Source organism: Caballeronia sp. A2-2, from assembly GCF_057612605.2.
The window spans coordinates 1,106,689-1,127,624 of record NZ_CM172588.1; the positions used below are offsets into that span (position 1 = coordinate 1,106,689).

A 20,936-nucleotide genomic window follows, 5' to 3' on the forward strand; every position below is an offset into this window, starting at 1 on the left:
CAAAAGTTGCGCGCGGGGGCGCGACATTTCCACGCGGGGCGTGCAAGTTTCGGCGTGTGACAATCTTCTTGTCGAATATCAAGGAACGATCGTCATGTCCGAACTTGCTCAAGCATCGCGCAGTGGCGCGCACTGCACGAACTGCGCGATGCGCCATCTTTGCGTGCCGGAAGGCCTGTGCGCCAGCGACATCGCTCGTCTCGAACAAGTCATCACCGTGACGCGGCGGGTGCGGCGCGGCGACAAACTCTTCCGCACCGGCGACGCGTTCGATTCGCTCTACGCCGTGCGCTCCGGTTCGATCAAGACCACGATCACGCACGATGCAGGCCGCGAGCAGGTGACAGGCCTGCTGCTCGCCGGCGATGCCCTGGGTCTCGACGGAATAGGCGACGGACGGCACCAATGCGATGCCATCGCGCTCGAAGACAGTTCGGTGTGCGTCGTGCCTTACGCGCTGTTCGAGCGCGTCTGCCGCGATTCCAGCGCGCTGCAAAAGCGCATGCACCGCATGATGAGCCAGGCGCTCAATCGCGAGGCAAGCCATGTCGTGCGGCTCGGCATGTTGCGCGCGGACGAGCGCGTGGCCATGCTGCTGCTCGATCTGTCGGCGCGGCTCGCGCATCGCGGCTACGCGGCGGGCGAGTTCACCCTGCGCATGACGCGCGACGATATCGGCAGCTATCTCGGCATGACGCTCGAAACCGTGAGCCGCACGATGTCGCGTCTCACGCGGCTCGGGTTGATCGAGGCGCAGGGCAAGTCCATCCGCATCCACGATTTCGAGGGACTTCGCGCGATCTGACCAACTTCGCGCCGCGCCTTTTCCGGTGAGGAGGCGCATCCGATTGTTGCGTCAGAACGAATAAACGCCCCGCATAATTCTGTTGGCATGCGGTTCGCTACCGTTTAGTCTCCAATGTTGGCCCGCCATACGGAGATCGAGCGACATGAATCGCGAACCGTCCCTGCGTCACCCCTTGCTTGAGCGTCTCGCCGAGGCGCGCCGCGTCACCGATGAACTCTTTGGCATCGTGAAGCCGGAGCATTTGTACGACAGACCGATCGCGGAACGTCACCGCATCGTGTTCTATATCGGGCATCTCGAAGCGTTCGACCGCAATCTGTTCGACAAGCGTTTGTTCGACCTGCCCGACTTCAATCCCGCCTACGATCAGTTGTTCGCCTTCGGCATCGATCCGGTGGATGGCGGATTGCCGACCGATCAGCCCGCCGACTGGCCGACGCTCGACGAAGTGCGCGCGTATCGCGACCGTGCGCGCGCGGATATCGATGCGCACTTCGATCCGGTGAAGGTCACGGCGTCCGACATCGAATCGTCTGCGCAATTGCTGGAAGTGGCCATCGAGCATCGGTTGATGCATGCCGAAACGCTGGCGTACATGCTGCATCAATTGCCGGTCGATAGAAAAATTGCACCATCGGGTTTGGGTTCGGAGCGGACCTCGGCGCGTGAACTTGCGCATGAAAGCGTGAAGATTCCGGCGGGTTCGGTCACGCTCGGTCTCACGCGCGAAAGCGGTTCATTCGGCTGGGATAACGAATTCGGTGCCATGCGCGAGGATGTGCCTGCGTTCGAAATCGACCGCCATATGGTGACGAACGGCGATTACCTGCGCTTCGTCGATGCGGGCGGTTATGCGAATCGCGCGCTATGGACGGATGCGGACTGGCAGTGGAAAGAAGCGGAACATATCGAGCGGCCCGCGTTCTGGATTCCACATGACGGCGGCTGGAAGCTGCGCACGATGTTCGAGGAAATCGATCTGCCGCGCGACTGGCCGGTGTATGTGAGTTATGCGGAAGCCAATGCGTATGCGCGTTGGGCGGGCAAGAAACTGCCGAGCGAAGCGCAATGGCAACGCGCGGCGGAAGGTGCGCCACACGTCGCGGAAGGTAACTTCGATTTCCGCCGATGGGATCCGTCGCCGGTGCAGGCGCACGGGGAGAATCGCAGTGCATTCGGTGTCGAAGGGCAGTTCGGGAATGGGTGGGAATGGACTTCGACGGTTTTCGGGCCTTTGCAGGGGTTTGAGCCGTTTCCGTTCTATCTCGGGTATTCGGCGAATTTCTTCGATGGGAAGCACTTTGTTATCAAGGGTGGATCGCCGCGGACGGCTGCGTGTATGTTGAGGCCAAGTTTTCGTAACTGGTTTCAGGGGCATTATCAGTATGTTTATGCGGGCTTTCGGTGTGTGAATGGGTAACGGGTGTTAGCCGGTGCTCGGTTTATCGGACAGCGGCTGTCTACATGTCGTGCAAGGGGCTGCTGTTGGTTGGGCTTTTTATTCAGTAGCCGCCTCCCCGGCGGGGGGGTAACTTTCTTTGCTGCTGCAAAGAAAGTCACCAAAGAAAGCAGCTTTTTACACCATGCACGATGGCTGGAGAGGGTTGGTCTGGATTAATCGATGCAGTGGCCGCAATAGGACCTGCCACGCATCACGAGCCGCTTTAGGCAACCTCGCGATTGCGGGCTCCAACTCTCTGGTCTTAGTGGACCGCATTCATTCCTTCGGCCATGCGCTTCGCGCGCCGAGAGCTTTAGAACGGAATCCCGCAGCCTATAAGCGCCCAGCCACATCATGCTTCCCCGCAAGATTGCTATTCGGTCCTACCTTGGTTAGTGCTCCGACTGAAAGGTGACTTGCGTTGGTATGCACGCTTTGCCTAGAAGCACTTACCAAGTTAGGGCCGAATAACGACATAGCGGCGAGGTGTGAGTTGTCTGGGCGCTAATAGGCTGCGGGATTCCGTTCTAAAGCTCTCGGCGCGCGTAGCGCATGGCCGAATGAATGAATGCGGTCCACTAAGGTTTAAGAATTCGAGCGCGAAATCGCCAGGTTGCCTACGTGCTTGTTAAGCGAAGGAAGTCCTATTGCGGCCACTGCTTCGTTAAACCAGACCACCCTCTCCAGCCATCGTGCATGGGGGTAAAAGCTGCTTTCTTTGGTGACTTTCTTTGCAGCAGCAAAGAAAGTTACCCCCCCGCCGGGGAGGCGGCTACTGCAATAAACAACCCAAACAAAAGAAGCCCCTTGCACGAAAGAACACCAAACCCCAACTCACCAACGACAGTAAAACCAACACCTCAAGCGCCGCTGGCTACCTCTCAAACCACCTGCCCCGCACACACCCTCTCCCATTCCTTCGCCAGTTCCGCCCTCACATCCTTCTTCGTAATCTTCCCATAAGCGGACTTCGGCAACGCATCCCAATACACCACATGACGCGGCCACTTGTACCGCGCGAGCTTGCCATCGAGATGCGCGAGCAACGCCTCCGCGTCCACACGCTGACCGGGCCTGCACACGATCACCGCGACGCCCAGTTCACCCCACTTCGGATCGGGCATGCCCAACACCGCCGCCTCATGAACGGCCGGATGCGTCAGCAGCGCCTCCTCCACTTCACGCGGATAAACATTCGAGCCGCCCGAAATATACATATCCGACGAACGTCCGGTGATGTACAAAAAACCCGCGCGATCCAGATGCCCAAGATCGCCGGTATGAAACCAGCCATGCTTGAACGCCTTCTCGTTGGCCTCCGGATTGTTGTCATACCCAAGCATGACCGCCATCCCACGCACGCAGATTTCACCCGTTTCAAACGGCTGCAATCGATTCCCCGCCTCATCGAAAATAGCGATATCGATGCCCGTGCGCGCATGCCCACACGTCCCCGCGCGACAATTCGGCGCGTCGTCGTCTTCCTCGTGAAGCGAGGGCGGCAGCACCGTGATATTGCCCGTCACCTCACCCAGTCCGTAATACTGCACGAGCACGCGCCCGAGCTTCTTCAGCGCATGCTTCTGATCGGCGCGATACATTGGCGCGCCCGCATAGATCACAAACTTGAGCGATGCATGATCGTAACGGTCCACGCTCTCATGCTCGGTCAGCATCTTGACGATGGTCGGCACAGTGAACATATTGTCCACGCGATGCTTCTCAACCAGCGCCCACACTTCCTCCGCATCCATCTTCTCGGATGCAGGCAACACATGCGCTGCACCACGCGCCGTGTTGACGATCGCGTGAATGCCCGCGCCATGCGAGAGCGGCGCGACCACAAGCGAACGCGATTGATGCGTGATGCCCGGCATCAAATCCGCGAGGTGATTCGTGACGACGAACGCCATTTGCCCATGCGTGAGCGTGCCGGCCTTCGGATAGCCCGTCGTGCCCGATGTATAGAAAAACCACAGCGGATCGTCGCGATCGACATCGACGGCGGCGAACGGCTGATCGGTCGATGCAGCCAGCGCTTCGTAATTTAGCTCGCCCAAACGGGGCGAATCCAGCGCGATGACATGTTCGAGCGCATCCGATGCATCGCGCACGGCATCGACGTAATGCGCGAAGCCACGGTCGTAGATCATCACGCGCGCGCCGCTCGATTTCGCGAGATACGCGGCTTCGGGCGGTGCGACGCGATAGTTCGTCGGCACCCATATCGCGCCGAGCTTGAACGCGATCCATGCGCTCTCGAACAACGGCAGGTTATTGCGCGAATGCACGAGAATCTTGTCGCCCTGGCCGACGCCGAGCGCACGCAACGCCGCGCACACGGCATCCACACGCCGGTTGATTTCGCCCCACGTATGTGTGTTCGATGGCGTGATGAAGCCCGGTTCTTCAGGCAAACGGCGAGCGGCCTGCGTAAGTAGATCGCCCAGATTCATGACCGTAGTGAGCATATATTCTGTCCTCCGAATGAATGGCACCGACGCTTCAGGCGCGTCGTTCGAGGATGCTCAGATAGTTCGCCACCGCCGCGCCGCCCATGTTGAACACGCCTGCGATATTCGCGTTCGGAACCTGCATGTCGCCTGCTTCGTTCGCGAGTTGCATCGCGGCCATGACGTGCATCGATACACCGGTCGCGCCGATCGGATGCCCTTTCGATTTCAAGCCGCCGGAAGGATTGATCGGCAAGCGGCCTTCCTTCGTCGTCACGCCATCGAGAATCGCGCGGGCGCCCTGGCCTTTTTCGGCCAAGCCCATTGCTTCGTACTCCAACAATTCAGCAATGGTGAAGCAATCGTGCGTTTCGACGAACGCGAGATCGTCCAGCGTGAGCTTTGCATCGCTCAAACCGCGTTGCCATGCGCGACGCGCACCGGAAAATTCCGTGGGATCGCGTCTCGACAACGGCAGGAAATCGCTTACTTGAGTCGTCGAACGAAAGTCGATCACGCGCTTCGCATCGCGCGCGAAATCCGGCGAAGCGATGATGAGCGCCGCCGCGCCATCCGACACGAGCGAGCAGTCAGTACGCTTGAGCGGGCCTGCCACGAAGGGGTTTTTCTCGGATACATTACGACAGAAATCAAAACCGAAATCGCGCCGCATATGCGCATATGGATTCGCCATGCCATTGCGATGGTTCTTCGCCGCAATCGCCGCGAGCGCATCCGACTGATCGCCGTAACGGTCGAAGTACGATTGCGCGATGGTGCCGAAGATGCCCGCGAAACCGCCCGGCACGCCCGCTTCTTCCTTCGCATACGAGCACTTTTGCAGCACGTCGCCGACTTCCTTCGTCGGCAGGCCGTTCATCTTTTCCACGCCGATCACGAGCGCGACTTTCGAGCGGCCCGCGCGCACGGCATCGATTGCGGAATACACGGCGGCGGAGCCGGTCGCGCAGGCGTTTTCGCAACGCACGGTGGACGCGTAACGCAACTCGGGAATCGCATTGAATACGAGCGCCGAGGGGAAATCCTGATATACGAAGCCGCCGTTGAAGGTGCCCACATGCACCGAATCGACAACGCTTGCATCGATGCCCGCGTGCGTGAGGGCATCGCGTGCGCTCATGGCGATCATGTCCTCCGGTTCGAGTGCATCGAGTTTGCCAAACGGAAGATGACTCCAGCCGATGATGGATGCTTGCATGATTTAATGCCCCTTGCTGAAAACGTTTAGGAAAGCGGAATTCATCGATTGACCATTTCTTTCTTCACGCGCAGAACGAGCGCGCCGCCTATCGCGATAGACGCCGCCATCACATAGAGACCGATATCGGTCGAATGCGTCTTGTCGCTGACCCAGCCGATAAAGAACGGGCCGAGAAAGCCCGACAGATTGCCGAGTGAATTGATGACGGCAATGCCCGCCGCCGCAGCCGCGCCCGAAAGAATCGCGGTCGGCAAGCACCAGAACTGCGAGATGGTGACGACCACGCAACTTGTCACGACGGTGAGCGCGATCATCGCGATTACGAGGTTATGGCTGAAGGCTACTGCAACAAGCCACGCCAGCGCGCCGATCCACGCAGGCGCGGTGATGTGCCAGCGGCGCTCGCGTAACGCGTCTGAAGACCGCGACACGAGAATCATGACAACGGTCGCCGCAGCGTAAGGCAGCATGCTCAACATGCCGATCAGAAGCGGGTCCGTCGCGCCCGAATTCTTGATGAGCGTCGGCAGGAAAAAGCCCGTGCCGTACAGACCGATCGCAAAGAAAAAGTAGATGCCGCACATAAGCCAGACGCGCGGATTCGTGAAGCCGTCACGCAGACTGTGCGATTGCGTCTGCGTCTGGTCCTGCGCGATGTCGCGTTCGATGAGTTTGCGTTCGTCATCCGTGAGCCACTTGGCGTCGCTCACGCGATCGTCGAGCCAGATCAGCACGGCGACGGCCATGACGACCGAAGGAATTGCTTCGATCAGAAAGAGCCATTGCCAGCCGGCCCAGCCGTTGAGCCCCGCCATCGAATGCATGATCCAGCCGGACACGGGACCGCCGATCACGCCCGCCACCGGAATGCCCGTCATGAACAGCGCGATCATCTTCGAGCGGCGCTTGGACGGATACCAGTACGTGAGATAGAGAATCACGCCGGGAAACAAGCCGGCTTCCGCGAGACCGAGCAGGAAGCGCACGAGATAGAACATCGTGGGCGTGGTGACGAACATGGTCGCGGCGGAGATGATCGCCCACGTAATCATTACGCGCGCAATCCATACGCGCGCGCCGACCTTGTGCAGGATGATATTGCTCGGTACTTCGAACAAAAAATATCCGATGAAGAAGATCCCCGCGCCGAGCCCATAAACGGTCTCGCTGAATTGCAAGTCGCGCAGCATTTGCAGCTTGGCGAAGCCCACGTTCACGCGGTCCAGATAGGCGACCACGTAGCACATGAACAGCAGCGGAATAAGCCGCCATGTGACTTTTGCATAGACGCGCGCTTCGTCCGTCTGGCTTGCAACGCCCGGATGCGCGATACCCTTGATGCTCGACATGTGTCTCCTCCGATGAGGCGGTTTTTCGTATAGGTCCATATAGTGAACCTTTTATCTGCTACGCTTCTGGCGTGATAATCATGCTAAACAAGCTGCTTTGGCTTTAACAGCGCTTTGCAGTTGTTTTCCGGGTTAACGATGGTGTCACAATATGGACCTTCGATCGATCCATTAGGAGCATTCATGGAAGCCATTCCCGGCGCTCAGGCCGTGTCGCGTGCGTTGTGCGTGCTGCGCGCGGTGGCCCGCACGCGCACGGCAGGCGTCAATCTCGCGCAACTAGTGCGCGATACGGGGCTGAACAAGCCGACCGTGCATCGCTTGTTGCTTGCGCTGATGGCCGAAGGCATGGTCGAGCAGGACCGCGCTTCGCTGCGCTATTTCGTCGGGCGCGAGTGCTATGTGCTCGGCGGCATCGCGAGCGAGCGCTTCGGGCTGGGGCGCGAAGCCGTGGATACGGTCGCGCGGCTGGCGCGCTCATCGGGCGACTCGGCGTTCTTTTCCATTCGAAGCGATGTCTTCGCCGTTTGCGTGCTGCGCGAGGATGGCGACTTTCCGCTGAAGACGCATGTGCTTCAACCGGGGACGCGGCATCCGCTGGGCGTGGGCGCGGGGAGTCTGGCGATGCTCGCATCGATGGATGATGAGGACGTCGAACGCTGCATGACGGAGAACGCCGCGCTGCTCGCGCAGAGTTATCCGTATTTTTCGGCGGCGACGTTGCGTGAGGAAATCGCGCTCACGCGTGCGCAAGGTTACGCGGTGAACGAAGGTCACGTTGTGAGCGGATCGTGGGGCGTGGCCGCCACCGTGCACGGTCCTTCGGGTGATGTGGTCGGCGCGCTGACGATCGCGGCGGTCGAATCGCGGCTACCTAAAGAGCGGCAAGCCGTGCTCGGAAAGCAATTGATCGACGAAGCGAAGCGGCTGGAAGCGCATCTGCAACGAGTGGCCTCGTTGCCGCCGGATTCGAAGCCCCGCAAGACGGGACGCGCGGCTTAAGGTATTTTGCATGCATCATGCAAGATCGCATTTTGCATGATGCATGCAAAAAAAACGCATCGCGATGCGCTCGATCAGAAATCCGTCGTCATCGAAAGCAGCACCGTGCGCGGCGCGCCTTGCGTCAGATAACCGCCGATCGACGAGGCCCAGTAGGACTTGTTCGTCACGTTGAGCACGTTGGCGCGGAAGGTCGTCGGCTTGCCGAACAGCACAGTGGCGTAGCGCGCGCCGAGGTCGAAACGGTCCCACGCCGGAATCGACAACGTGTTCGTGGTGTTGAAGTACTGCGAGCCGGTGTGAATCCAGCGTGCGGTCACCGTCAGACCCTGAAGCACGGGCACGTCGTATTCGGCGTTGACGTTGAACAGCATCGTCGGGACGCCGATGGGCTTGTTGCCATCCGCGGTGGAATCGCTCAAACCGTATTGAACCGCGTGGATATAGGTCGCGCCCGCGATCAGGCGCACGCCCTTGACCGGCTCGCCGAACACCGACAATTCGACACCGCGGTGCCGCTGCGTGCCGTCCTGCACGAAAATATCCGCGCTGTTCGTGAAGGTCAGCGGCTTCTCGATCTGGAACGCGGAAAGCTGGCCGCCATACTGTCCGTTGTCGTATTTCGCGCCCACTTCCCATTGCTTCGACTTCTGCGGCGCGAGTTGCTGGCCGAAGTTGAGCGCCGTCGTCGGCGCCTGATCGCCGATGGCGAGCGCTTCACTATGATTCGCGAAGAACGACACGTTCTGCCACGGCTTCACGACGAGGCCGAACAGCGGCGAGGTGATCGAATCGTTATAGAACGCGTTCTGCTCGCCGGTATAGGCGAAACCGGTCGAATGCAGATCCTGATGACGCAGGCCGATGGTGAACAACACGCGGTCGTTGAGGAAGCCGAGCGTGTCCGAGACCGACACGCTGCGCATGAGATTGAGCGCGGTGGTCTGCGGATCGGCGTTGTTGCCGCCGGTGAGCGTGGTCGCGGGGAACGGCGCGTTCGGTGTGTCGTAGAGGCTCGTCGGAAACGAATTGCTGAACGTGAAGGCCGACTTCGAATCCACCCGCACGATGGACGCGCCCGCCGTCACGAAGTGCGACACCGGTCCCGTGTTGAAGCGGCCGCGCACGCCCGCTTCGGCGGACGTGCCGTCTTCCTTGTGCGGCACGCCCAGACGCGTGGCCGTGGTCGAGCCATCGGCATTGATATTCGGCGACGAGTATTCGCCGTGCTCGTCCGTGTGACGCACGCCGCCCGTCACGTACGCCGTCCAGCCCGGCAGGAAATCGTATTCTGCACGCAAAATACCAACGGTATCTTCGATGGAACTGAAGCTCCACGTCTGCGCGTAGTTATGCGTGGCGGAAGGCGGCTCGGGAATGAAGTTGGCGAAGTCGTTGACGGTCGGACGGCCATCGTTCACGCGCTGACGCTGGTAGAGGAAATCGCCATACAGGCGCACTTTCTCGCCACGCCAGTCGAGCGCCACGGCCGTTGTGTTATCCCGGCGATGTTCGCCATCGGTCGCGGTTTCGCCATCATGATTCGCCTGATTCACGCGGATACCGAACTGCCCTTCGCTGCCGAAGCGGCGGCCCACATCCACATGCGCGCCGATGACACCCGAGGTCTCGCCTTCCAGCGTGACGCGCGTCAGCGGTTTGTCGTCGGCGCGCTTCAGTTGCAGATTCACGCCGCCGCCGACCGCCGAACCCGCCGGTGATGCGCCATTCAGGAACGAGTTAGCGCCCTTGAAGACATCGACGCGTTCGAGCGCATCCGTCGCCACGAGCTGACGTGGCGTGATGCCATATAGGCCGTTGAGCGAGATATCGTCGCCTTCCAGCAGGAAGCCGCGAATGATGTACTGCTCCGAGAAGTTGCCGAAGCCGTAAGTCGTGCGCACGGCCGGATCGTTGGCCATCACGTCCGAGAGCGTGCGCGCTTGTTGGTCTTCGATCAGCTTCGACGTGTAGGTCGTCATACTGAACGGCACGTCGATGTTCTTCTGCTGCCCGAGCACGCCGAAATCGGCGCCGCGCGCGACCTGACCGCCCGCGAAGGACGGCGCGAGATCGCCCGGCAGCGTGTCACGCGCGCCTTGCACTTTCACGGCGGGAAGCGCGGCAGTGTTCGACGTATCGGCATCGGTCGTCTGCGCATGTGCGGACAAGGAAAACAGCACCGCGATGGCGGCAATGACGGCGCGACAAATCAGCGCCTTCGCAGGCGCGGCCTGCAAGGAGTGCGAGTGGGAAACGGGCATGAATCGGGACGATTTCGGTGAAGGTCGGTCTTCCGTCCCGGGGCGCGAATGGAATCCGGGCGGCATTGGCTGGAATCGCGGTGCTTCGACCGCTGACGCGTCGATGCCGCGAATCTCTAATGCCGTGAGTATAAATTAAATGCGATTCGTTATCGTTTACAAATCAATGATTTTGCACCGACGCAACATCTCATTGATCTACCGCGTCGTATTGCTGCTTTATTCGAGAATTTTCTTCTCGTTAATTCTTCTTATCTTTCAGTGCTTTCGACCTGCTCTCCGTGCGCATGGTGCGATTCTTCTCGATCCACGTTGCGTGCAACGGCAGTTTCGGCGGCTTTGACACTGACACGCGCGCTCCTCGCCACCGGCGCCGACGAACGCCGCCGCGCCCCGCGCTTCTTCAGCCAAATCATCAATCCGGTGATGCTCAACATCGCCACCAAGACGCCGACGATGCTGATCGCGATGCGCCCCGCCACACCCGCAATACGCCCCGAGTGCAGCGGAAACTGCGCCTGCATGAAGATGTCGCCCGCCGTGCCGCGTCCGGGAATCGAGGTGCCCGCGAGCGTCGCGGTATGGCCGTTGTAGTAGAGCCAGGCGTTGCCGAGGCCGACATCGCCGTGCTCCATGCCTGCTGCGAAAAAGCCGACGCCATAGGCTTGCCACGCCGGCACGTAGTAGAGCGCGCCCATTGGCGCATCGATGCCCAGACGCTTCGCATCGCGCGCGGCGGTGGCGAGAATCTGCTCGGGCGTGGCGTCGGGACGTCCCTTCGGGCCGGGCGCGACGAGCGCGGCGTTATCGAAGAACGAAGGCGAAAGCGTGGAGAACGTCGATACCACCGGGCGCATGACCGGCTCGCTCAGGTTCATCGAAATCGATGTCAGCGCGAGCATCAGCAGCACGCCCCAGATCCACACGCCGCCCGAGCGGTGCAGATCGAACGTGAGCGCATAGCCGCCGCGCTTCACGCGAAACGCGAAGGATTTGCGCCACGCCTTCACGCTCGGAAACGACAGAATCAGCGCAATGCCGCTATCGAAAAACCACATGATGCCCACGATTCCGAGCAGCCACGTCCCGATATCGAAGCCGCCGACAATGGGCAGATGCAAGGTGTAATGCAGCTTGTAGAGGAACGGCATCAGATCGATGCGCGCCAGCGACACCGCGCCCCAGAAACGCCGCGCCTGCACCTCGCCGGTGGCGGGATCGACGGCAATCTGGTTGTAGTCCACATCGAAGGGCGCGTTCGTCGCCGGATTCGTGCGCGGCATGACCATGATTTGCGTGGTATGCCCCGCTTCCACCGACAACGGCAGATACGTCACCTGCACACGCGGGTCGGCGGCTTCGATGCGTCGCGCGAGTTCGAGCGGCGGCAGCGGCGCGGCGTGCGTTTTCGCTTCGAAGAACGACGGATTGAGCATCGCGTCGATCTCGTGATCCCACGCGATGATCGCGCCCGTCAGGCCCGACACGAAGAGGAACAGCGCCGTCGCGATACCCAGCCAGCGATGCAGGCGAACCAGAATCGGCCTCATGTCCGGCGGGGTTCGGAGCAGGAAAGGTTCGCGACATCTATCATGACAAACGGTCCACGCAAATAGGAATGGTTCGCATTCTATAGAGTGGCGCGCGTTGCGGCAAGGCAAACGTAAGGTCAACCTCATTTGGCCATGTCGCACGATGTCCGGGGTCACGCGCTGACATGCCGTGAAATAAGTTGCGCGTGGTTTTCGACCGGGCCGATGGCTAAAGTGACCTCATTCGCCACCCACTTCTAACAGGCCCGGACATGCAACTGATTCAGACAATCACGACGGTCATGATGGTCGTCGTTCTCGCGGCTTCGATCGTCGAGGCCATCGTCTTGCATTACAAGCGACGCGGCACGAAAGACGCGTTCGACTGGCACGAGTACTGGATTTCGCTGGCCGATCTCGTGGGCCGCAAGCTGCTCGCGCTGCTGCCGCTTTCGCTGGCGACGCCCGTGTTCAATCTCGCATGGGAGCACCGCATTCACACGGTCACGACGAACGGCGTGCTGACGTTCTTCCTGCTCTTTATCGGACAGGAGTTCTGCTATTACTGGTATCACCGGATCGCGCATACGGTGCGCTTTTTCTGGGCGAACCACGCGGTTCACCATTCACCGAACCAGTTGACACTGTCGTCCGCCTATCGGCTCGGATGGTTCACCAAGCTCACCGGCTCGGCTATCTTCTTCACACCGCTTTCGTGGCTCGGCGTGCGGCCCGAAGTGGTGCTCGCGGTCGTGTCCATCAATCTGCTCTATCAATTCTGGCTGCACGCAACCTGGATTCCCAGGCTCGGATGGCTGGAGCATTTGTTCAACACACCTTCGTCGCACCGCGTGCATCATGCATCGAACGACGTGTATCTCGACAAGAACTTCGGTGGCGTGTTGATTGTCTTCGACCGCATCTTCGGCACCTATGCCGCGGAGCGCGCCGATGAACCGTGCCGTTACGGACTGACCACGCCGACGACATCCCGCAATCCGATAGTCGTGGAAACGGAGCACTGGACGAGTCTCGCAAAGGACATGTTCCGCGCGAAAAGCCTGAGCGATGCAGTCGCCTTCCTGCTGCGCCCGCCCGGCTGGCTGCCGAATGGCGAAGATCGCACGACGCAGAACCTGCCGAAACAGGCCGCTAAAACAGCACACTCCGCATGACAACGTTCGAGAAGGCGGACCCCACGGTCCGCCTTCTCTTGGTCGAAATGGCTTTCGATCAAAGATTGACTGTCTGGTCGACGACAGTCTGCCCGTTGACGACAACCTTGCTACTCGACGAGACGGACGGCGTGCTCACGGTGGAATCGGCCGGGCACTCGTAACCGGCAGGCTTCGATGCGCCACCGGCAATGTTCGATTGCACCAGCATTGAACGATTGATTTTGATCATGCTTCAAATACCTTCTTCAAATGACAGGCCTACAGGCCGACGAGACAGCGGCAAACGCCTTCGCTTCCTTTAACATTAAGAATGCCTTACTAGTTTTCTCGCAGTATCGGGAGCGAAATCATCTTACACGCTGGCTCGTATTAAACCATCATTTAAAATTCCTAACTTTTGCTGCCAAAGAACATCTATTGAATAACTATATTTGGCGGAGGGCAGCAGGAGTCGAACCTACCTGAGAATGTCTGACATCCCCAACTGGGTTTGAAGCCCAGCCGTACCACCGGATACGGATGCCCTCCCGCAATTTGATGCCGGCCGATTATAACGGGCCGATATTCACGAGCGCCCGTCGCCGCGCGCCCGCTCGCGTGGCGCACGCCGACGCATCAGCCGGTAGGCGAAATAGATAAGCGCGGCCACGACCAGAACATCGATGACCGTCGCGCCATGAAGTTGGAGTTCCATCACCGCGAAATGCAGTTGACGCTGGAACAGCGCCCCGCCCGCCAGCCAGAACGCGGCCCAGGCAAGCACGCCCACTGCATCCCAGAGATAGAAAGCGGGCACGCCGATCTGCGTCGTGCCCATGAGCGGCGGCGTGACGAGTCCGAGCCCCGGAACGAATTTAGACACCGCAACGATCGGCGCACCGTGCTTTTCGAACAATTCGCCGGTCTTGCGCATGCCCGACTCGACCGCATACGAACGCCGCGAGAGCGCAGCGATGAGCTTTCGCCCGTAAATGCGGCCCGCCGAAAACCAGACCGTGTCGCCGAGCAGCGCGCCCGCGACAGCCGCCGCGAATACGTGAACGAAGGAAAGCCGGCCGCTCGTCACGGCCGACCCCGCCAGCAGCAGCATTGGCGCGGAAGGCAAGGGCACGCCCAGACGCGTGAGCAGCACATTCAGAAACACGGCGGCAGCGCCCCACTCCTCGATGGCCGACGGCGGAATCTGGATCAAGCGCACCTCTTGGAAAGTAAACCGGATGGTCGAGGCCGATACACGTACGTTAATCCGCCCGCGATTCGAGCAGCATCACCGGCACGCTCCCACAGCCCTCGCTGCTCGCAATTTCGATGCCGCCCCATGGCGAATCGTGGCCACGGTCGAACGCCATCGGATCGACGCGGCGGTCCGGGCGCAGCACGTTGAACGGCCACGTCGGACGGCGGATGCGCTCATGCACCACCGAGCCGAGCCAGATCGGCACGGGCGCCGCGTGTTCGGGCCCGCGCACGGCGTAATTCGTCGGCCAGAAGCGCAGCACGTCGCGCTCTTCCGGACCGCGCGGCGAGCGCGTGAACACCAGCGTCGATGGCTCGCCGTTGTTCAAACGCGGCAGCACCGGCAAGGCGGTGGCGGGCGCATTCGGCGACACCACGGACAAAATGCTGCGCATCGACACGCCATGAACCTCGCTCCATCCGCGGCTAGCGAGCTGCGCGCGAATCTGCGCGGGCGTCGCGGCCCATTGCACGGTGATCGGTTCGAGCCGGTCGCCATCCATGCTCGCGCGATAGCACGAGAACGTGCGCCACACGGCATCCGTCCATTGAATCGGCGATACGACGACGGTCGGCGGCGGCGCACTGTGCGCTTCCGACTCGTCGGTGGTTTGCAGCACGACGCTCGCGCCGATCACCGCCAGCACGGCGACCGGCATCAGCGGACGTGGACGCGGCTTGACGGGATTGCGCCACACGGCAGTCAACGCGACGAGAAACACCCAGATGGCCGCGAGCGCCGCGCTGCCGAGCGCATCCGAGATCATGAAGCGGCCGAAGTACAGTCCCGCGAGCGCCACCGCCGTCACGATAGCCGAAGTCGCCGTCGCGATGATGACGCCCGTCAGCAAACCCACGCGCCGCAGCAGCAAGAACGCGAGAAAGCCGTAGATCACGACCGTCGCCGAAAGATGGGTGCTCGGATAAAGGTGATCGGTCTGCGTGAACGATTCCAGCACCGGCCGATGCACCGTAAAGCGGATCGCCATCACCAGCAGTTGCGAGAAGGCGACCGCGCAAATCCAGTACGTGAGCGTGCGCCAGCGCCGCTCGAACACCAGCCACACGACCACCAGCACCGACACCGCGAGCAGCGTCGGCGTGCTGCCGAGCGAGGCGGCGGCATCGAGAATGGAATCGGCCCAGGTCGAATGGAACGACTGAAGCAAGCGGTAAGTCGAGACATTGATCTGCACGATGGACGCACCGCGCGCGACATTCGACATCACGGAGAAGAAGACCATTGCCGAGACGAGCAGCAGCACGGAGATCATCACGATGAGGCCGGTCGCCGGATTGGCCGGATCGAGCGCGCGCGCGATCAACCGTGCGGACAAGCCCTGATGACATTGCCCCCACGCGACCAGTCTTTCACGCGACGCCGCCGTCCAGCCCTTCGCGTGCGACACGACCACGCACGCGAGATTCCACACGACCCACCCGAGCGCCGCCGCGATCACGAGAATCACGACGAGCCGGACCGACACCGCGCCCGCCAGTTCGATCGATGCCCCGAACACCACGCCCGGCAAAATATGCAGCGGCGCCCAGATCACCGCGCTCAGGATATTGACCGCCAGAAAGCGGATGGGCGTCATGCCCGAGAGACCCGCGACGACCGGCACCACCGCGCGCATGGGCGCGACGAAACGCGCGAGCACCACGCTTTTTGCGCCGTGAGCATCGAAGTATTTGCGGCCCGCGGCGAGCGCGCCCGGATGCTGCCGGAACGGCCACATGCGCGCGATGGAATCCGCGTAATGCTTGCCGAACGAGAAGCTCGCCGCGTCGCCTGCAATGGCGCCCGCGAGTGCGCAGACGAATACCCAGCCGAGATTCAGCGCGCCGGTGCCGACCAGCGCGCCCGCGATGAACATCGCCGTGCTGCCGGGTATGAATGTTCCGATGAACGCGACCGATTCGAGAAACGATGCGAGCAGCACGATGGCGAGCGCCCATTCCGGGTGGCCCGAGAGAAGATGCAGAAGTGTGAAGTACCAATGCTCCATCGGATCGACAGACGCACGCCCCCGAGGCAAATGTTCAGATGGTCAAATCGTTTCGTGCCACTGGCTGTCGGCGCGCAACAGATGCAGGTCGCGGTGAAATCGAGTGTATCCAACGCGGTCGAAGAATTCCAAAACCTGAATGGCCCGCTTGCGTCCGAGCGCGCTGGCCGTGCGGAAGGCCGCCGCGCCGACCGCACCGCCGCCGCTTTGCGCTTCGCTCGCCGCGAGGCGCGCAAGTTCGCTGACCGCCGCGCGCGAGTAGAACAGATCGCGCACGACCTGAAACACATCGCCACGACGCGAGAGCTTCTTCAACAAGCGACGCATATCGTCCTCCGTGGTGCCATGCGTCGCCGCCAGATCGCGCACCCACGGCGGTTCGAAACGGCCGCTTTCGATGGATAACAGCACGTCTCGCGCCAGCGCTTCTTCTTTCGCATCGAGCGACACAGAATGCGCGGGCAAATGCAGCCACGGACCACTGCGCGCCACGGTGTTCTGCTTCACTGCATCGTCGATGAGCGCGCGCCACAGCGCATCCGGCGCGAGCGGCGCGGTCATGCGGCGCAGGCGTGCGGCATCGACGCCCTGTTCATCGGGATAACGTTCGTGGAAGGCGGCGAGTGCATCGATGAGACGGGTTTGCATGGCATTCCATGACGATGCTGCGATCAGAAGGGCATCGTCCTGCATGGGCACCGTGTGCAGACCAGAAGGCAGTATCGTCTGATCGATGGCCTTGCCGCACAGATGCTCGATCAGCGAGCGCGGCAGACCATGCGGTGCTTCGGCGAACAATGCATCGGCGCGGCCGGTGTCGAGCAGCGCGACGAGCGCATCGAGCCACGCGCGGCGCGGCGGCGCGCGACGCTTGCGCGCGGGCGCGAACGGATCGAGCACGCGTCCGCCGCCCACGGTGCGATTCGCCTGCGCATTGCGCACGATGAAGCGATCGCCCGGCAGCGCGCAGACGGGTGCATCGAAAACGAGTTGTACGCGGGCGTGTTGTCCGGCGTCGAGCGTATCGCCTTCCAGCAGCGCGGCGTGCGCGACACGATGCAGGGTGCCGAGATGAACGTGTAAAGGCGTCCAGTGCGTCAGCGTGAGCGCGGCGTCATCGAGCAGCATGAGTTCTACGTCGATGCGTTCAGACGCACGCGCAAGCCGCGCATCCACGATCCAATCGCCGCGTGTCAGCGCTTCTTTCGGCGTGCCCGCGAGATTGAGCGCGCATCGTTCGCCTGCGTGGCCGTGTTGCGTCGCGCGATTCTGCGCGTGGATCGAGCGCACGCGCACGGGTTCGTGCGTCTCGCGTGGCGCAAGAACGAGCGTATCGTCCACATTCACGCGGCCCGCGAATGCGGTTCCCGTCGCGATGGTGCCTTGCCCTGCGAGCGTAAATACGCGATCCACCGCGAGACGGAAAAATCCGTCATCGCGCCGCGCATTCCATCGGGATGCCGAATCATGCAGATATTCGTTCAGGCGGGCGACGCCGGAATCGTCGTCGTGCGTAGCGTTCGTGTCGATGAGCGGTGCGTCATGGAGCGGGCCGGATGCGAGCAGCGCTTCGATCTGCGCATGCACTTCGCGCACGCGGGCGGCATCGACGCGATCGGTTTTAGTTACCGCGACCGCACCTTGCTTAACACCCAGCAATTGGAGAATGGCGAGATGCTCGCGCGTTTGCGGCATCACGCCATCGTCGGCGGCGATCACGAGCAGCGCGAAGTCGATGCCGCACGCGCCCGCCGCCATCGTGTGAACGAGCTTTTCGTGACCGGGCACGTCGATGAAACCGAGCGTCCCCGCGCCGTTCTTCACCGGCACATACGCATAGCCGAGTTCGATGGAAATGCCGCGCGCCTTTTCTTCCTTCAGGCGGTCCGTGTCCACGCCCGACAGCGCGCGCACGAGCGTGGTCTTGCCATGATCGATATGCCCGGCCGTCCCGACGATCATGCGCCTTCGCTCCGCCCTTCCAGTTGCGCGATGAATGACGATTCGTCGCGTTCTTCGAGACAGCGCAGATCGAGCCACAGCGCGCCATCCGCAATACGTCCGATCACCGGGCGCGGCAAATCCCGCAGTTTCTTTTCGATGCGATTCAACGCGCTGCCCGTGCGTTTTCCATTGTTCAAACGCACGACGAGACCGTGACTCGGCAACACATCGACGGGCAACGCGCCGCTGCCGATCTGGCTGAACATGGGCTCGGCGCTCACGATGCACGCATTGCCCAGCATGCGTTGCAGCGCGGGTTGTATGCGCTCGGCGGCGAGACGCATGGCATCGGCGGGACGCGTGAGCAGGCGCAATGTGGTGAGACGTTCGGGCAACGCTTCCGGCGCGCGATACAGCCGCAACACGGCTTCGAGCGCCGCGAGCGTCAGCTTGCCGACACGCAGCGCACGCTTGAGCGGATGCTTCTTGATCTTCGCGATGAGCGCGCGGTCGCCGACGATCAATCCCGCCTGCGGTCCGCCCAGCAATTTATCGCCGCTGAACGTGACGAGTTGCGCGCCCGCCTCCACGGTTTCGCGCACGGTCGCTTCGCGCGGCAAACCGTATTGCGCGAGATCGACGAGCGTGCCGCTGCCCAGATCCACGGCAACGGGCACGCCACGTTCACGCGCAAGCGGCGCGAGATCCGCGACCGTCACTTCCTTCGTGAAGCCGCTCACGGCATAGTTGCTGCAATGCACTTTCATGAGCAACGCCGTGCGCGGCCCGATGACTTCTTCGTAATCCTTCAGATGCGTGCGATTGGTCGTGCCGACTTCGCGCAACTTCGCGCCCGCGCGGCTCATGATGTCGGGAATGCGAAACGCGCCGCCGATCTCCACGAGTTCGCCACGCGACACAACCACTTCTTTCCGCGATGCGAGCGCGGACAACATGAGAAACACCGCCGCCGCGTTATTGTTCACGACCGTGGCCGCTTGCGCGCCGGTGAGCTCGCAAACAAGCCCGTCGATGAGATCGTCGCGGTCGCCGCGCGTGCCGCTGCGCAAATCGAATTCGAGATTGGCAGGACGTGTGAGCACTTCCGTGACGGCACGCACGGCTTCATCGGGCAACAGCGCGCGGCCCAGATTCGTGTGCAACACCGTGCCGGTGAGATTGAAGACCGTTTTCACGCTGCTTTGCGCGCGTCGCGCGAGCGCGAAGTTCACCGCGTGCGCGAGCATCGTGTTGGTCAGGGCATCGATGGAGGCGCGGCCGCTTTGCGCATCGGCGCGCCATGTATCGAGCGTCGAGCGCAGCGCGGCGAGTGCCTGCGTGCGTCCGTATTGCGCGATGACAGGCGCGAATTCCGCCGATGCCAACACGCGTTCCACCGAAGGCACGCGCGCCATCAATGCGCGCAGTTCGCCGCCGTCGCTGCCTTGAAGATTGCTCATGACGCGCCGCCCGGTGCTTGTGCTTGTTCTTGTTCTTCGGCTTGTTCAGGCCAGAGCCACGGATGCGGCGCGGCGCGCTTATAACCGGCATCGCCCATCAGCAGATCGAGCGTGAGGCTGGCGAGATCGTCGGCGCTGGCGTCGAAATCGTAGGCCTTGTCCTGATAGCCGATCTTGCGATACGTGCCGCATTCATCGCATGACTCGGCTTTGAGCGGCGCTTGTCGCGCGCGTTCGGCCAGTTCTTCCTCGGTTTCGCCGTGCGGGTCGTCCGTGCGCATGGCGTGATAGGCGATGCCTTTGGTCGAATCGCAATTCGTGCATTTGGCGCGCACGACGTGCCATTCCGTCGAGCACAATCCGCATTGCACGTAGCGGTAACCGTCATACGCGCCGCCCACGCGCACGAGGCTCGCCACCGGCATCGCGCCGCAGACCGGACACACGCCGGGCGCGTCGAGATACGGCACATCCTTCATGTCGATGCGGCTGGCGAGGTCCGTCCACACCACTTGCAACGCGGCCATGATGAAGGGCGCGGTGGCCGGATCGATTTCGGCGAAGCGCAGCGCGAGTATGGCGTCGGCTTGGGTATCAAGCGTGGATGCGTCCATCGCGCGCAGACGCGCCACCAGTTGCACGAGCGCGGGCGTGAGCGCGCCGGCAGACTCGATGCCGTCGAGCAGCAGGAACAGCACATCGCGCCAGGCGGGCGAGCGGGTATCGGTGAGCGCGGGGATGATCGGCATCGAATGACGCTGGTTCAGTTCGATGCTCGCGCGTTCCGGCATGGTGGCGCTGAAGGTGGAAAGCGCGCGTTGCTGGGCGTCCGCCAGCGCGGCCATCAGACGAAGATAACCGGCGATGGGATTGCTCGCGTTCGCGAGTTGCAGGAGACGCGCGGCGCGTGCGCTGAAGACAGTGGCGCGGTCGGGCCTGCGCAGGCGCGGAATGGCGGAAGGATCGAGCGACTCGATTTTCGCGGCTTCGAGAATGCGTTGGACCACGGGTTTCCTCGCGAAGCATTGCATTGGATTG

The 20,936-nt window shown here is 61.7% G+C and carries 15 protein-coding genes and 1 tRNA gene; 4 read left to right on the forward strand and 12 right to left on the reverse strand.

What is annotated here, in order from left to right; all coding sequences use genetic code 11:
* Positions 1-94: 94 nt before the first annotated feature.
* Complete coding sequence (locus ACZCWR_RS21455; RefSeq protein ID WP_487303638.1) at positions 95-805, forward strand: helix-turn-helix domain-containing protein; 711 nt, start codon at positions 95-97, stop codon at positions 803-805.
* 145 nt (positions 806-950) lie between these two features.
* Positions 951-2,228, forward strand: coding sequence for an SUMF1/EgtB/PvdO family nonheme iron enzyme (locus tag ACZCWR_RS21460; RefSeq protein WP_487303639.1), 1,278 nt, complete (start codon positions 951-953; stop codon positions 2,226-2,228).
* Positions 2,229-3,130: 902 nt separating this feature from the next.
* On the opposite strand, the gene ACZCWR_RS21465 is transcribed toward ACZCWR_RS21460, so the two are convergent.
* The 3 genes from ACZCWR_RS21465 to ACZCWR_RS21475 are packed head-to-tail and all read right to left on the reverse strand — an operon-like array spanning position 3,131 to position 7,273.
* Positions 3,131-4,720, reverse strand: coding sequence for an acyl-CoA synthetase (locus tag ACZCWR_RS21465; RefSeq protein ID WP_487303640.1), 1,590 nt, complete (start codon positions 4,718-4,720; stop codon positions 3,131-3,133).
* A 34-nt stretch (positions 4,721-4,754) separates the two neighbouring features.
* Positions 4,755-5,921 (reverse strand): acetyl-CoA acetyltransferase, encoded by a 1,167-nt coding sequence (locus ACZCWR_RS21470; RefSeq protein ID WP_487303641.1) that lies wholly within the window; start codon positions 5,919-5,921, stop codon positions 4,755-4,757.
* A gap of 41 nt (positions 5,922-5,962) precedes the next feature.
* Positions 5,963-7,273: an MFS transporter gene (locus tag ACZCWR_RS21475; RefSeq protein WP_487303642.1), complete on the reverse strand. Its 1,311-nt coding sequence runs from the start codon at positions 7,271-7,273 to the stop codon at positions 5,963-5,965.
* 183 nt (positions 7,274-7,456) lie between these two features.
* Here ACZCWR_RS21475 and ACZCWR_RS21480 point away from each other — a divergent pair, with 183 nt between their 5' ends.
* Complete coding sequence (locus ACZCWR_RS21480) at positions 7,457-8,275, forward strand: IclR family transcriptional regulator (protein ID WP_487303643.1); 819 nt, start codon at positions 7,457-7,459, stop codon at positions 8,273-8,275.
* A 74-nt stretch (positions 8,276-8,349) separates the two neighbouring features.
* On the opposite strand, the gene ACZCWR_RS21485 is transcribed toward ACZCWR_RS21480, so the two are convergent.
* Entirely contained in the window at positions 8,350-10,539 is a 2,190-nt protein-coding gene (locus ACZCWR_RS21485) for a TonB-dependent receptor (RefSeq protein WP_487303644.1), read from the reverse strand.
* A gap of 251 nt (positions 10,540-10,790) precedes the next feature.
* A complete protein-coding gene (locus tag ACZCWR_RS21490) occupies positions 10,791-12,089 on the reverse strand; it encodes a PepSY-associated TM helix domain-containing protein (RefSeq protein WP_487303645.1) in 1,299 nt (432 codons plus the stop codon).
* A gap of 254 nt (positions 12,090-12,343) precedes the next feature.
* Here ACZCWR_RS21490 and ACZCWR_RS21495 point away from each other — a divergent pair, with 254 nt between their 5' ends.
* Positions 12,344-13,246: a sterol desaturase family protein gene (locus ACZCWR_RS21495; RefSeq protein ID WP_487303646.1), complete on the forward strand. Its 903-nt coding sequence runs from the start codon at positions 12,344-12,346 to the stop codon at positions 13,244-13,246.
* A 58-nt stretch (positions 13,247-13,304) separates the two neighbouring features.
* Here the strand turns inward: ACZCWR_RS21495 and ACZCWR_RS21500 are convergent, their stop codons facing one another.
* From ACZCWR_RS21500 to fdhE, 7 genes are all read right to left on the reverse strand, one after another.
* Entirely contained in the window at positions 13,305-13,478 is a 174-nt protein-coding gene (locus ACZCWR_RS21500; RefSeq protein WP_487303647.1) for a hypothetical protein, read from the reverse strand.
* Positions 13,479-13,681: 203 nt separating this feature from the next.
* Positions 13,682-13,777: transfer RNA gene (locus tag ACZCWR_RS21505), tRNA-Sec, on the reverse strand.
* Positions 13,778-13,814: 37 nt separating this feature from the next.
* Positions 13,815-14,441: a DedA family protein gene (locus ACZCWR_RS21510; RefSeq protein ID WP_487303648.1), complete on the reverse strand. Its 627-nt coding sequence runs from the start codon at positions 14,439-14,441 to the stop codon at positions 13,815-13,817.
* Positions 14,442-14,490: 49 nt separating this feature from the next.
* Entirely contained in the window at positions 14,491-16,494 is a 2,004-nt protein-coding gene (locus ACZCWR_RS21515; protein ID WP_487303649.1) for a VTT domain-containing protein, read from the reverse strand.
* Positions 16,495-16,536: 42 nt separating this feature from the next.
* Complete coding sequence (gene selB / locus ACZCWR_RS21520) at positions 16,537-18,456, reverse strand: selenocysteine-specific translation elongation factor (protein WP_487303650.1); 1,920 nt, start codon at positions 18,454-18,456, stop codon at positions 16,537-16,539.
* Entirely contained in the window at positions 18,453-19,898 is a 1,446-nt protein-coding gene (selA, locus tag ACZCWR_RS21525; protein ID WP_487303651.1) for an L-seryl-tRNA(Sec) selenium transferase, read from the reverse strand. The genes selB and selA overlap by 4 nt, the downstream gene beginning before the upstream one ends.
* A complete protein-coding gene (fdhE, locus tag ACZCWR_RS21530) occupies positions 19,895-20,905 on the reverse strand; it encodes a formate dehydrogenase accessory protein FdhE (RefSeq protein WP_487303652.1) in 1,011 nt (336 codons plus the stop codon). Before fdhE ends, selA begins: the two co-directional genes overlap by 4 nt.
* Between the last annotated feature and the right edge of the window lie 31 nt (positions 20,906-20,936).

Bases quoted from the DNA above. Each gene is read 5' to 3' on its own strand.
- ACZCWR_RS21455 (WP_487303638.1), top strand. From the start codon at position 95: ATGTCCGAACTTGCTCAAGCATCGCGCAGTGGCGCGCACTGCACGAAC.
- ACZCWR_RS21460 (WP_487303639.1), top strand. From the start codon at position 951: ATGAATCGCGAACCGTCCCTGCGTCACCCCTTGCTTGAGCGTCTCGCC.
- ACZCWR_RS21465 (WP_487303640.1), bottom strand. From the start codon at position 4,720: ATGCTCACTACGGTCATGAATCTGGGCGATCTACTTACGCAGGCCGCT.
- ACZCWR_RS21470 (WP_487303641.1), bottom strand. From the start codon at position 5,921: ATGCAAGCATCCATCATCGGCTGGAGTCATCTTCCGTTTGGCAAACTC.
- ACZCWR_RS21475 (WP_487303642.1), bottom strand. From the start codon at position 7,273: ATGTCGAGCATCAAGGGTATCGCGCATCCGGGCGTTGCAAGCCAGACG.
- ACZCWR_RS21480 (WP_487303643.1), top strand. From the start codon at position 7,457: ATGGAAGCCATTCCCGGCGCTCAGGCCGTGTCGCGTGCGTTGTGCGTG.
- ACZCWR_RS21485 (WP_487303644.1), bottom strand. From the start codon at position 10,539: ATGCCCGTTTCCCACTCGCACTCCTTGCAGGCCGCGCCTGCGAAGGCG.
- ACZCWR_RS21490 (WP_487303645.1), bottom strand. From the start codon at position 12,089: ATGAGGCCGATTCTGGTTCGCCTGCATCGCTGGCTGGGTATCGCGACG.
- ACZCWR_RS21495 (WP_487303646.1), top strand. From the start codon at position 12,344: ATGCAACTGATTCAGACAATCACGACGGTCATGATGGTCGTCGTTCTC.
- ACZCWR_RS21500 (WP_487303647.1), bottom strand. From the start codon at position 13,478: ATGATCAAAATCAATCGTTCAATGCTGGTGCAATCGAACATTGCCGGT.
- ACZCWR_RS21515 (WP_487303649.1), bottom strand. From the start codon at position 16,494: ATGGAGCATTGGTACTTCACACTTCTGCATCTTCTCTCGGGCCACCCG.
- selB (WP_487303650.1), bottom strand. From the start codon at position 18,456: ATGATCGTCGGGACGGCCGGGCATATCGATCATGGCAAGACCACGCTC.
- selA (WP_487303651.1), bottom strand. From the start codon at position 19,898: ATGAGCAATCTTCAAGGCAGCGACGGCGGCGAACTGCGCGCATTGATG.